The organism is Maribacter sp., from assembly GCF_039974175.1.
Classification (GTDB): Bacteria; Bacteroidota; Bacteroidia; order Flavobacteriales; family Flavobacteriaceae; genus Maribacter_C.
Genome location: NZ_JBDWJN010000010.1, coordinates 1,259,708 through 1,272,269 on the forward strand (window position 1 = coordinate 1,259,708; position 12,562 = coordinate 1,272,269).

Genomic DNA, 12,562 nt, shown 5'->3' on the forward strand with positions numbered 1-12,562 from the left:
CGCCCGATAAACGTTTCTTAATACCCCTTAATTCTCCTAATTTTGTCCAATGGTGAGACACATTCAACTACGGATTAGTTTAAAAGAAGAAGGCCGAGCGGGAATGCTCAAAACAAAAACCGCAAAGTATTTGGGTCTTGCTGAAAAGGAAATTGAAATCAAGGTTCTTCGAAAGTCTATAGATGCACGTAAACCCGGTATTTATTTCAATTATAAGTTGGCAATCTACATCAATGAACCCATACCATCTACCAAAGACTATGCCTTCAACTACAAAGATGTCTCAACAGCAAAACCGGTGCATATTATTGGGTTTGGACCTGCAGGCATGTGGGCGGCCCTGCGCTGTTTAGAACTCGGCTTTAAACCGATAGTGCTCGAACGTGGAAAAAACGTTCAGCAGCGGAGGCGTGATTTAAAAGCCATCAATCAAGATCATACTGTAAACGCAGATTCTAACTACTGTTTTGGCGAAGGTGGTGCGGGTACCTATTCCGATGGAAAACTATATACAAGAAGTCTAAAACGAGGTGATGTTCGCCGTGTTTTTGAAAGCTTGGTCTATCATGGAGCTACGGAAGAAATCTTGATCGATGCTCACCCTCATATCGGCACAAACAAATTGCCCAAAATCGTTCAAAACATTCGCGAAGCGATTATCAAACATGGCGGAGAAGTGCACTTTAATACTAAAGTAACAGATTTTATAATTAAATCTAATCAATTGAAAGCCATTGTCTTAAATGATTCAAAAGAAATGGAAGTCAAAAGGGTGATTCTCGCTACTGGTCATTCCGCCAGAGACATCTTTTATTTGTTGCAAAAGAAAGAAATTACCTTAAAAGCAAAGTCCTTTGCTATGGGAGTACGTGTGGAACATCCGCAGCAAATTATAGATTCGATTCAATACCATTGTAAAGGAGAACGCGACGAATTACTACCGGCGGCTGCCTACAGTTTGGTACACCAGGCCAAAGGTCGCGGCGTGTATTCTTTTTGCATGTGTCCGGGTGGATTTATCGTTCCTGCAGCTACAGCTCCTGGTGAGGTTGTGGTCAATGGCATGTCTCCTTCAAAAAGAAATAACCTGTTTGCGAATTCGGGTATTGTTGTAGAAATCAATGTAGAAAAAGACCTTCCCAAATATGAAAAATTCGGAGATTTTAAGGGCTTGGAATTTCAAAAGAATTTGGAACGCTTGGCTTTTACCTCGGGAGGCAGAAGTCAAACGGCACCTGCACAGCGTCTAACCGATTTTGTAGAAGGCAAGCTATCAGCAGACCTCAACCCTACCTCTTATCAGCCTGGATTGAACTCAGCACCCTTACACTCGTTGCTTCCCAAATTGATTGGAAGTCGATTGCGAACAGGTTTCGCCGAATTCGGAAAAAAAATGAAAGGCTATTATACAGCCCAGGCAAATATTGTAGGAGTAGAATCGCGTACCTCTTCCCCTATCAACATACCCAGAAACGAAAAGTTGGAACATCCTGAAATACAAGGCTTATTTCCGTGTGGAGAAGGTGGGGGTTATGCTGGGGGTATCGTTTCTGCCGCAATGGATGGGGAACGGTGTGCAGAGGCGGCGGTAGCTGCATTGTAAAAGGGGTGATCGCTCAACTAATTTGGATTGGCCCGGTAGGTGATTCGCCTATTTGTGATGACCTTACAATCACTTATTGCTAGACTGGTTGTGGCAGTGATATTCAAAGGAGGATCTCCAACCATACCACCGTATTCCACCACATAACCTTGAGATGCATACGCACCCCCGCCTCCTCCATTTGGTAAATCGTTCCAAGCACCTACTGGGGCCCCTCCTCGAATTACAGAAGCATCAGCAATATGAGCATAATCTTCTCCTCCGCAGCAATTATTGGGCTCGCCACCATTCCAGTTGGCATAGGTCAATTCAGTTCCTGCAACACCGCCATTCCAAAACTGGGTGCCCGCTTCAGGACCTGTCACCCAACGCCATTCTCCTTCAACAGCCACATCATTGGCTCCAATCCAACCAAAACCGCTTGCCTGTTGTCCTGAAAAATCAGCTTCTTCTTGAGAAGTTAAGGTTACCAGATAACCTTGCCAACCAAAATAGGTTCGCAAATTAGCTGCTGCCTCGGCATCGGTCCAGCTAATTCCTGGGGCAGAAACAAATTCATAATAATGACCGGTATTGGGCAAGAAATTAGCCTCACCAACTGTGATTGAAAATTGCCTTGTGCCTGTCGGATTTGCTGAACTAGAAGAAAACTCAGTGGCAAGTACGGCTGCCTCAAATTCAGTATAAGTCGCGGGACCCTGCAAACTTAATTCACCTTGTATCGCATCCCATGACGATGTTATGTTTGGGTGACTGCCTGTTAAGCTCAATAAATCTTCCCCATTGACGTAACCTCCTGAAATTTGAATATATACTGCTGTTGTGGTGGTATCATCCGGATCTGTAATGGTTATGCTTTGCGCTACTGGTAGTGAACCCCCAGGGCAATAGACCTGACTACCCGAGCCAACAACCAGAGGCGGCTGATCAGGCAACTGTGCGGTAAACAAGACGTTGTCTATGAAATAGCGCTCCGAACTGCTCCAGGAACCATCGGTTGCCACAAAACGTATAGCAGAATTAACGCCAATTTCGCTTGCATCAAGGTCATAGCTTACGCTTCCGGTTCCTGTGATGGTAACCACCGTAACAAAACTAGTACCATTAAAGAGCTGTACATCCATCGATTCGTCTCCGTCAGTTCTATTGTAATCTAGTGTCAAGGTGACATCAGAATATCCTGATAAGTCTAAGTTTCTTGTAATATACCTTGTGTCTAGGTTGGTGAAGCGAAGTTGGTTGCTATTGATACGAATACGTCCTCCACTGGGGCTCGTTGTTTCGCCAGTTTCCGACCAGTTTCCTAAGAATAGTTCGGTACCGTCACTATTGGCATAGCTAACACTTTGAAAGTTATCGGCAAAGGTATCCTGGCCTCTTACCACCAAGGTGGCAAAAATAAAGAACAAAATAAAAACAGTATTTTGAAGTATTCTCATCTGAGTCAATAAACTAGGCTACCATTCAACAAAAAGCGATATGATGAGAAACATACTAAAATAGAACTATTTGGAGCAAATTATTGTTGTGCAATGAAGCAAAGGCGCTATCAAACCCCAGTATCTTGATGTCGCGTCATTGTAAAGACTTGTTTTTGTTAAACGGGTGCGGTCTTTATCCGTTGTTTAAGCGTACCTTCGCGCCTTACAAAAAACTATGACATTTAAAGAACTAGGGCTAGTTGAGCCAATATTACGGGCGTTACAAGACGAAGGTTATACCCACCCTACTCCCATACAAGAACAAGCCATTCCCATTCTTCTTAATGGAAAAGATTTATTAGGTGTCGCTCAAACTGGAACTGGTAAAACAGCCGCCTTCGGCATTCCCATATTACATCATTTATACAAGAGCATCGATCAAAGACCAAGCAAACCTAAAGTAAAAGCTTTGGTGGTCACTCCAACGCGTGAACTTGCGATACAAATTGGTGAAAGTTTTACCGCTTACGGCAAACATACAGGCCTAAGAAATACCGTAATATTTGGCGGTGTAAAACAAGGGAAGCAGGTAAACGCTCTGCGAGCTGGAGTAGATATACTTGTTGCCACCCCGGGCAGGTTATTAGACCTGATGAACCAAGGATTTATCTCCTTTAGCGATTTAGACTATGTGGTATTGGATGAGGCCGATCAAATGTTGGATATGGGTTTCATTCACGACATCAAAAAAATCATTGCCAAATTACCGCCAAAAAGACAATCGCTATTCTTTTCTGCTACCATGCCGAAAACCATTGTTGAACTTTCAAAGAAAATGCTAGGGGAGTTCGAAAGGGTTACCATCAAACCGCAACAGGCCACGGCAGAAAAAGTCAAGCAAGGGGTTTATTTTGTTAGCAAGACGAATAAACCAAAACTTCTTGTCTACCTGCTAAATCAGCGCCCAAACGATTCAATTTTGGTCTTTTCACGTACTAAGCATGGAGCCAACAAAATCGTAAAGAAATTGGGACAGGCAGACATCAAGTCGGCCGCAATTCATGGCAATAAATCGCAAACGGCGAGACAAAAAGCATTAGGTGCTTTTAAGGACGGGAAACTGAAAGTCTTGGTGGCGACTGATATTGCTGCACGTGGTATCGACGTTGATGAGCTGGCTTTGGTTATCAATTATGATTTACCGAACGTATCTGAAACTTATGTGCATCGCATTGGGCGAACGGGTCGAGCAAACGCAAGTGGCATGGCCATTTCGTTCTGTATGTCAGAAGAGCGTCCGTATTTGCGAGATATTGAAAAACTTATCCGACAAGAAGTTCCTAGACTAGGGGAACATCCGTTTACCGATAGCGCTTCAGAACAAGAACCAGCGACAAAGAGACTTGCTCAACAATCTAAAAACAATCCATCTAGAAATAAGCATAGGTCTAGTAATGCCAATCGTAATAAGAACAGAAACCGCAACAGAAACCGAAATCGTAACAGAAATAAAAAGAGCAATCGCGGGTCAGAACCTGCAGAGTAGTTATCTAGTTAAACTAAACATCTCTATAAAAAGTCAATCCGTTTTTAAATGGGTCGTAAAACGCAAACTCCCTTGTGCCCCAAGCAGTTTCTCGTAGCAGGGTGTGTGGGTGAAAGACATCTCGTTCAGCGTATTCGTTATAAAGTTCTTCGATGTTTTGAGTTACTATGCGTAGCATAGGTCTATCTACTTCAACTTCCCACTCCTTAGCATCATGCCATTGTAAATGTATTTCGATGCCGTCTTTTAAAACCCCTGCATAGGTGGGATTTTTTGAATCATCTGCAAAGCCAATTTTAAACCCCAATCGGTTTACATAAAAATCGAGCGCCTCAACAACATTCTTTACGGGAAGTACTGGGTGAATCTGGTGTAGGTATCCTTTTAATTCCATGTTTCAAATGTAACTGTTAATTGCTAAATTGGCAATCCTTAGCTCATTGTACAAAGTATGAAATACAAAATCATTATAGCTCTTTTATTCGTATTCAGCTTGGCTGTTTACGGCCAAGAGACGAAAGTCATGACCTACAATATCAAATACGATAATGTGCATGATACGGTTAACAACTGGAATGATCGCAAACTGGCTATGGTAAATCTTTTAAGGAAACATCATCCCCAATTTATAGGAATGCAGGAGGTGCTACATCGACAACTGACCTATTTGAATACCGCTTTGGTTGACTATGCGTATATTGGAGTAGGCAGAGATGATGGCGCGCAAAAAGGAGAATTCTCCCCTATTCTTTATGACACCACCGCGTACAAGCTTTTGAAATCCAACACCTTTTGGCTATCAAAAACTCCAGATAAAATATCCGTTGGTTGGGACGCGGCTATGGAGCGAATATGCACCTATGGATACTTTCAACACAAAACATCAAAAAAAAAGCTATGGGTCTTCAACACCCATTTTGACCATATCGGCCAAAAAGCGCGGAAGAAATCCGCCAAACTTCTGCTTAAAAAAATAAAACAGCTGAATACCGCAAAACTACCGGTGGTTTTAATGGGAGATTTTAATCTAATACCCGAGGAAAAGCCAATTCTTTCGATTCAAAAGAGAATGAATGATGCACAGCATAGTGCAAAAAACCCAACGAAAGGTCCAAGGGGAACTTTTAACGGTTTTGATGTCAACGATCCTATGGAAAGACGAATTGATTATATTTTTACCGAAGGGTTGGAAATAGAAAGCTACCTTCACCTAGACGAACGTCTGGAAAATGGGAAACATATTTCTGACCACCTGCCTGTTTTGATAACTATATCTAAAAACTGATTTATGTTCACTCCTGCGCAGTATGCGAACAAAGACCTTGACGAAATCAAAGATTTTCTCGCGAAGAATAGCTTTGGTATTTTGGTGAATCAAGTAGATGGAAAACCATGGGCAACGCACATTCCATTGGAACTTGACCTAGATTCGGACAGAAATGATATTTTAGTTGGTCATATTGCCAAGGCCAATCCTCAGGGGCACCATTTTATAGAAAACACCCAGGTGCTCTGCATCTTCAACGGACCACATAGCTATGTATCCTCCTCTTGGTATAAGGAAGAGGAAGTACCCACTTGGAATTATATTGCCGTTCATGTTTATGGCACATTACGAATTCAGACGGAAGAGGCACTCCTAGCTTCACTGCATAAATTAGTAGACAAATATGAGCAGGGCTCTAAACAACCCATTTCTTTGGCAAATATGTCGGCCAAAACCATGCGTCAAATCAAGGGAATTATTGGCTTCGAAATAAAAATAACAGCTATTCAAGCCACCTACAAACTCTCGCAAGGTCGTGAACAAGATCATCCGAAAATCATATCAGAGCTAGAAGAGCGCGAAAATTCAGGAAGCAAAGCTATTGCAAAGTGTATGCGAAAAGATTAAATTCGGTCTCAAAGGGAGTTTGCCTTATGAAAAATCGGAGAACGTTTATAAAAAAAACCGCACTAGCGGCTACGGCAATTTCTATGCCCTCATTTTATGCTTGTGGCACTAAATCAGATAACTCTATGCCTAAAATATCTTTGGCGCAATGGTCACTAAATCGCGCATTTTTCAGCAAAGCGCTCGATCCTGATAACTTTGCAAGCATAGCAAAAAACGACTATGGCATTTCGGCAATCGAATATGTCAATCAGTTCTATTCAGTGAAGGCAACCGATGAAAGGTTTTGGAATACAATGGCTACAAAAGCTTCCGATGCGGGCGTTCAAAGTTTGATCATGATGGTGGATGAGGAAGAAAAATTAGGTGATCTGGCTACCGAAAAACGCAAAAAAGCCGTTGAAGACCACTATAAATGGGTAAACGCGGCAAAAATATTGGGGTGCCATTCTATTCGAGTAAATGCGTTTGGTCAAGGAAGCCTTGAGGAACTACAATCCTCCCTGACTGACGGACTTGGACAATTAACGGAATATGCGGCCAAAGAAAAGATCAACGTGATCTTGGAAAACCATGGTCTTCATACGTCAAATGCAGATTTCATAGTTGAGCTTATCAAAGCTGTTGACAACCCATTTTTGGGTACCCTTCCCGACTTTGGCAATTGGTGTCTCAGCGCTGAATGGGGAAGCACACAAACCTCTAAAAATTGTGCTGATAGCTACCCACCCGATGAAGGACTTTCAAAATTGCTGCCCTATGCAAAAGGTGTCAGTGCGAAATCGTATACCTTTGATTCAAATGGTAATGAAACCGTTGTAGAGTACCCCAAACTGCTCAGCATTGTAAAAAGATCTGAATTCGAAGGGCATATCGGAATTGAGTTTGAAGGTGAAAACATGAGCGAACCTCAAGGTATTAAAGCAACCAAGGAATTGATAGAACGAGTTTGGTAGAACTTAGGATAACACCTCCGTCTTAAAAACTACCCTAAAAAGTTCAATAGCTTCAGTCTTGCCACGAAGCGTTAGCTCTCCTATTTTTGTGAAATCAATAGGGTTTTCCTTTTGCAGTTCGTGTAGTAAATCTCCTGATATTAGGGCCTTTGCCTTATAAGTATTACATTCTGCCTGAATTCGAGCCGTAGTGTTCAGAACATCACCAGTATAGATGATATCTTTCTTAATAATTCCGATTTCGCCCGTGGTAACCTCCCCAATATGATATCCCGCTTTGAACGCTGGCACAATTCCAAATTGAGCGATGTATTTCTCTTTTTTGCGCTCAATTGCTGCGTATATTTTTTCAAAACATTGGATACAGTTATTATTAAAAATACCATCATGCTGCCGCCAAGAGACTACAATTTCATCACCCACGTATTGATATATCTCCCCTGCCGTCTCTAAAACAGCATCAGTCATGTCGGCATAGTATTGCTTTAGAAATAAAAAATATTTTTCATGACCAATTCGTTCGGCAATGGTCGTAGAACCCTTCAAATCTAAAAACATAAATATGCGACGCTCTTGTTTGGGTCTATGGTACTTACCGAGAGAATAATTGTAAAGTACCCCGCTACCTAGATATTCGCCCATTTCCGAATAAAACAGTGCTACGTTTATGATAAGACCTGCATAAAGTATGATACTCCAAAAAACAAAACTGCTTATGAATACCCTTAGTGTTTCTAGGTTTTGAGGTGCAAAAATACCAACTTCAATAAGGGTAGCGTTACCAAGCAAAGACATTGCGGCCAAAAACAAAATCAAGAAAGAGAGATAGAAGATGCTTTTGAGTACAGTTTTAACCCAAAACGCACGGTGCATTAGCCGCCTTTTTAACCAAGATACTTCTATCCAACCTTGCAGTAGACCGGCGAAAAAAGATCCTAAACCTGCGAAAAGGAAGGCGTTCTTAAAACTATAGACATTCTTGGTAGATGGATATTGGGTCAAATCTCCTAAGAGTCCCTGTTCCATTAAAGTATAGGCCACTCCAAAAGTTAGCCATATCAATCCGAAAGTCAGTGTTTGCCTTAGTTTTCTTCTAGTTCTAGGGTGAATTCTCATCGCCTTAAATGTATAAATTTAATTATTTCAAAGCTTAGCATTCTTGTGGAATTACCAAACGCAATTTGTATTTTGTTTCTTTAATAAAAAATATGTCCGATTTCGGGAAACAGGATCGTCTAAAGAGTATAAGTGTCAATCTATAGATTGAACAAGAAGAAGTTGAACTTTATATGTTTTATTATGTCTTATTTTACAAAAGATTTCCTAGCCTTTTTCAAGGAGCTATCAACGAACAACCAAAAGGAATGGTTTCACGATAACAAAAAGCGTTACGAATCTTCGGTCAAAAACCCATTTACCGCTTTCTTAAATGACCTCTTTGATGAAATTAAAAAGTATGACAAGGAATTTAATACGGAGCCTAAAGATTGTATCGCGCGTATCAATCGCGATATCCGATTTGCAAAAGATAAAACCCCATACAATACCCATTATACCGCATTTGCATCTCGAGGAGGAAAAAAGAACAAAGACATTCCTGGAATTTTTCTTCGCTTCGGACCTGAGGAGACGGCGATTATGGGTGGATGTTATATGCCTCCAAAGGAGCAATTACAAGGTATTCGAAAAATGATAAGCGCTAACATTGCACAATTCAGAAAGTTGATTGAGGACAACGATTTTGTCTCCAAATTCGGCGGTATTGTCGGAGATGAACACAAGCGCATTCCCTTAGAATTTCAAGAAGCGTTAAGGAAGGAACCGTTGATCGCGAAAAAGCAATTCTACTATGTTGCCCAAAGAGAACCCGAACTCATACTTCACAAAGACCTGCTTGCAGAAGTTATGTCGTACTGGCATACGGCAAGGCCGATTAACGACTATTTAACTAAAGCGATTCAAAATGGCATATGATGAATTTTTAGCCGACAGAACACGGCAACTGTTGAAAGAGAAATCAGTTTCTTACGTTGAAAAGAAGATGATGGGTGGGCTCTGCTTTATGGTAGATGATAAAATGTGCTTCGGAATGCATATCGACAAAAACACGAATTCATCACTCTTGATGGCCCGGGTTGGCGTTGACAACTATGAAAAGGCCTTGAAAAAGGAACACTGTTCAGAAATGAATTTTACGGGTAGAATAATGAAGGGGTTTGTTTTCGTAACCGAAGATGGTTTTGATTTAGATAATGACTTAAACTACTGGATACAGCTGTGTTTAGATTTCAATCCCTTGGCTAAGTCAAGTAAAAAGAAAGCAACTAAAAAGAAATAATTCCCAGTCGGACTGCAGTAGTAGATTTTGCTGTTTGAAGCACTTGCGTGAACGCTAAAAGGAGGTAGGCAATACTTCATCGCGCGTTATCACGCTACTATTGTTCATCAACTCCATGGAATTTTTGTTGTCTTTGATAGCCACTTTGGCGCCGTTCCAGCTATGCCATTGTAGAAAATAGGCAGCTTTCCCCTTTAACATATTAGCCCATTCCATCATATTCCAATTGCCGTAACCAGCTTCCCTTGGGCCTGATTCTGATATAACTAGGGGTTTTCCCAGCGATTTCAATGCATCATAATGCGGAAAATCAGGCTGAACTCCGTAGTAATCCAATCCTACTAAGTCTACAAAGTCATTCCCAGGATAATAGGCTGTCACTTCAGCATACCAAGTCTCACTAGGTACAACAGAATACGTCCAGATCAGATTATCCAAGCCATAGTCCCATTTTAAGGTGTTATATAAATCGATCCACAGGGCTTTATAGTCATCTTCATTGGTTTGTTGATTGCCATGGGCATTTGTTCCCCACCAAAAGAAGTCGCCATTCATTTCATGAAAAGGCCTCCAAATAACAGTTACCCCGGCATCACGTAGTTGCTGCAAGGCTCCAGCCACCTTGTCTAATTCAGTTCGATAGCTTGTCCATGCTTTGGTTTGCGCTTCTCCTTTCAATAAAGCTTTTAGGTTAATTTGGTCTCTATTTTCAACTGTATCCCAATAGACATCTACCTGGTCTACAAAGGGGTTGTCGGCATGCCAACTTACCGTGACCAAACCACCATTTCGCCAATGATCTATCAGGGTTTGTACCGGATAATTATCTCCAGAAGACCAACCAAAATCAGCACCTATCAATCCGACATGTCTTCCTGTTTCATCCGCCAATTGATCTACATAAATATTGTAATACCATCGGGTCGAATCAGGTGCGTTTCCACATTGTTGCCCGACGATCAACTGTTTGTTTGCGATCAGCGATTCGAAATAGGTCAAAATAGTCTCCCTGTTTCGATTGTCAAAAATAGGCCCTTCGGGGGTATTTGAAGATCTAGATTCTTCCATGTTATCAGGCTTCTCCATAGTTTCAACAAGGTCGTCTAAAGGGTCTTCTGGGCTACAGGCAAAAACCAAGAGTAGCCCCAGCAACGAAAGTGTTTTTTGCATCTTATTATAATTAATGGTCTTGCTAAATAATCTCAAGAATCAAGCCAAAGAAAGAATCCATTATGTCGTAACTTTAAAAATACGATGTTTTTCACAATAAGAATTTTAATTGTTTGCTGTCATATGGCTAGTGTCACCCTGTTTGATTTTAATAATAAAGCAGCTATTGACGATTGGAGCATAGTCAATGATGGTGTTATGGGAGGAGTATCGCGAGGTGAGTTTTCTATCAACTCAGAAGGGCATGGATTTTTTAGGGGCACTATTTCTTTAGATAACTACGGCGGTTTTTCATCTGTGCGCTATCGCTTTGAAACAAGAGACAACTCAAAATTTAGGTCATTTCAAATTCGCTTGAAAGGAGATGGAAAAAACTATCAGTTTCGAACAAAAGCGGATGCATTACAGCGGTATGCTTATATTGCTGATATCGAAACTTCAGGAGACTGGGAAACCCTAACCATTGCTTTCACCGACATGTATCCGGCCTTTCGCGGCCGCTTATTAGACCTTCCAAACTATTCGGGTAGGCATATGACCGAAATCGTCTTTCTGATCGGAAACAAAAAAGAAGAAACTTTCGCTTTGGAAATTGACTATATCAAGCTCCAATAAGTTCGATTAATAACATATGATAAAATAATCCAAAACTATAGCTCATGTTACACAGCAAATTTTGGCAGGGCTTCTTTGCCATCGTACCCATTTTACTATTCTTTGTCGCTTTTATCGCTTATTTTATTGTTATTTTTTCCTTCTTTACTGAAATTTCTGAACTTGAACATTCGCGCGAAGTCCCTGTTGAATTCATTTCAAGAATCGGAGCCTTTATTGCTTTTATCCTAATCATCGTTTTTATTAGTTTGGGAAGTTTGATATTTTTTATCGTTCATGCCGTTCAAAACCCAAATCTCAAAGAAAACAATATGTTAATCGTATGGATTCTCCTCTTCATGTTTATGAGTGGTATCGGACAGTTTATTTACTGGCTAGTGGAATGTGTTGGCATGAGAAATTCAGTCATTAATAAGGGTTAAACACCCTTAATGGGTCGCAGGTCGCTAGGCATTTCGAACGAATTAGGGGCACTGGCTGTAAAACTTTAACATTAGTATGTGCTTAAAAATGAGTATCTTATAGTAGTTCAATCTATAAATACTGCATTATGGCTACAATAAAATCATTGAATAAATGGGCCAATGCGCATACCTATTACCCCCTAGATGTAGTACGTGTTGCGCTAGGCGTATTCCTTTTTATGAAGGGAATTGACTTCATGTCAAATCAGGTCCAAATGGCCGAGGTATTCAAACCCTTTGAAAATTTGCCGGGTGGAATGTTCCTACTACACTATGTTGTTCCTGCCCATTTCGTTGGTGGCTTTTTGATTGTTGTTGGGCTATTGACGCGTTGGGCCGTACTCGCACAGTTACCAATTTTGATCGGGGCCGTTTTGGTAAATTTTTTGGGTGAAATGAATAGTAGTAATCTGCTTCTTGCCTCTATAGTCTTAGCACTTTGTGTTTTTTTTCTCTTTTATGGCTCTGGGAAACATTCTATGGACTATTATTTAAAGATGCAGAAATAGCACTATAAGATTTTCTTTAGGCTGGTTAAACTCGTAATTTACTGTA

General features: G+C 40.9%; 14 protein-coding genes. 10 read left to right on the forward strand and 4 right to left on the reverse strand.

Annotation, left to right across the window (positions count from 1 at the left end):
• The first annotated feature begins 49 nt into the window (after positions 1-49).
• A complete protein-coding gene (locus ABJN95_RS14750) occupies positions 50-1,603 on the forward strand; it encodes an FAD-dependent protein (protein ID WP_348371308.1) in 1,554 nt (517 codons plus the stop codon).
• A 17-nt stretch (positions 1,604-1,620) separates the two neighbouring features.
• Here the strand turns inward: ABJN95_RS14750 and ABJN95_RS14755 are convergent, their stop codons facing one another.
• A complete protein-coding gene (locus ABJN95_RS14755; RefSeq protein ID WP_348371310.1) occupies positions 1,621-3,042 on the reverse strand; it encodes a C-type lectin domain-containing protein in 1,422 nt (473 codons plus the stop codon).
• Positions 3,043-3,259: 217 nt separating this feature from the next.
• Between ABJN95_RS14755 and ABJN95_RS14760 the strand changes: the two genes are divergently transcribed.
• Positions 3,260-4,570, forward strand: a complete 1,311-nt coding sequence (locus ABJN95_RS14760) for a DEAD/DEAH box helicase (protein WP_348371312.1) — start codon at positions 3,260-3,262, stop codon at positions 4,568-4,570.
• Positions 4,571-4,583: 13 nt separating this feature from the next.
• On the opposite strand, the gene ABJN95_RS14765 is transcribed toward ABJN95_RS14760, so the two are convergent.
• Positions 4,584-4,964 carry a glyoxalase superfamily protein gene (locus ABJN95_RS14765; RefSeq protein ID WP_348371314.1) on the reverse strand — a complete coding sequence of 127 codons (381 nt, stop codon included), beginning with the start codon at positions 4,962-4,964 and terminating at the stop codon, positions 4,584-4,586.
• Between the two features lie 57 nt (positions 4,965-5,021).
• Here ABJN95_RS14765 and ABJN95_RS14770 point away from each other — a divergent pair, with 57 nt between their 5' ends.
• The 3 genes from ABJN95_RS14770 to ABJN95_RS14780 are packed head-to-tail and all read left to right on the forward strand — an operon-like array spanning position 5,022 to position 7,420.
• The gene (locus tag ABJN95_RS14770; protein ID WP_348371316.1) at positions 5,022-5,855 is read left to right on the forward strand and encodes an endonuclease/exonuclease/phosphatase family protein; all 834 of its coding nucleotides are present in this window, start codon (positions 5,022-5,024) and stop codon (positions 5,853-5,855) included.
• Positions 5,856-5,858: 3 nt separating this feature from the next.
• Entirely contained in the window at positions 5,859-6,464 is a 606-nt protein-coding gene (locus tag ABJN95_RS14775) for an FMN-binding negative transcriptional regulator (protein ID WP_348371318.1), read from the forward strand.
• 26 nt (positions 6,465-6,490) lie between these two features.
• Complete coding sequence (locus ABJN95_RS14780; RefSeq protein ID WP_348371319.1) at positions 6,491-7,420, forward strand: TIM barrel protein; 930 nt, start codon at positions 6,491-6,493, stop codon at positions 7,418-7,420.
• A gap of 3 nt (positions 7,421-7,423) precedes the next feature.
• Here the strand turns inward: ABJN95_RS14780 and ABJN95_RS14785 are convergent, their stop codons facing one another.
• Positions 7,424-8,536, reverse strand: a complete 1,113-nt coding sequence (locus tag ABJN95_RS14785) for an adenylate/guanylate cyclase domain-containing protein (protein WP_348371321.1) — start codon at positions 8,534-8,536, stop codon at positions 7,424-7,426.
• A 183-nt stretch (positions 8,537-8,719) separates the two neighbouring features.
• Between ABJN95_RS14785 and ABJN95_RS14790 the strand changes: the two genes are divergently transcribed.
• Positions 8,720-9,394 carry a DUF2461 domain-containing protein gene (locus ABJN95_RS14790; RefSeq protein ID WP_348371322.1) on the forward strand — a complete coding sequence of 225 codons (675 nt, stop codon included), beginning with the start codon at positions 8,720-8,722 and terminating at the stop codon, positions 9,392-9,394.
• A complete protein-coding gene (locus ABJN95_RS14795; RefSeq protein ID WP_348371324.1) occupies positions 9,384-9,758 on the forward strand; it encodes a TfoX/Sxy family protein in 375 nt (124 codons plus the stop codon). Before ABJN95_RS14790 ends, ABJN95_RS14795 begins: the two co-directional genes overlap by 11 nt.
• A 54-nt stretch (positions 9,759-9,812) precedes the next feature.
• Here ABJN95_RS14795 and ABJN95_RS14800 read toward each other — a convergent pair whose 3' ends face one another.
• Positions 9,813-10,928 (reverse strand): glycosyl hydrolase, encoded by a 1,116-nt coding sequence (locus ABJN95_RS14800; RefSeq protein WP_348371326.1) that lies wholly within the window; start codon positions 10,926-10,928, stop codon positions 9,813-9,815.
• Positions 10,929-11,051: 123 nt separating this feature from the next.
• Here ABJN95_RS14800 and ABJN95_RS14805 point away from each other — a divergent pair, with 123 nt between their 5' ends.
• The 3 genes from ABJN95_RS14805 to ABJN95_RS14815 all read left to right on the forward strand — a co-directional run bounded on the left by ABJN95_RS14805 (position 11,052) and on the right by ABJN95_RS14815 (position 12,516).
• Entirely contained in the window at positions 11,052-11,543 is a 492-nt protein-coding gene (locus tag ABJN95_RS14805; protein WP_348371328.1) for a CIA30 family protein, read from the forward strand.
• Between the two features lie 44 nt (positions 11,544-11,587).
• Positions 11,588-11,965 (forward strand): hypothetical protein, encoded by a 378-nt coding sequence (locus ABJN95_RS14810; protein ID WP_348371329.1) that lies wholly within the window; start codon positions 11,588-11,590, stop codon positions 11,963-11,965.
• A gap of 128 nt (positions 11,966-12,093) precedes the next feature.
• A complete protein-coding gene (locus ABJN95_RS14815; protein WP_348371331.1) occupies positions 12,094-12,516 on the forward strand; it encodes a DoxX family protein in 423 nt (140 codons plus the stop codon).
• Positions 12,517-12,562 lie beyond the last annotated feature (46 nt).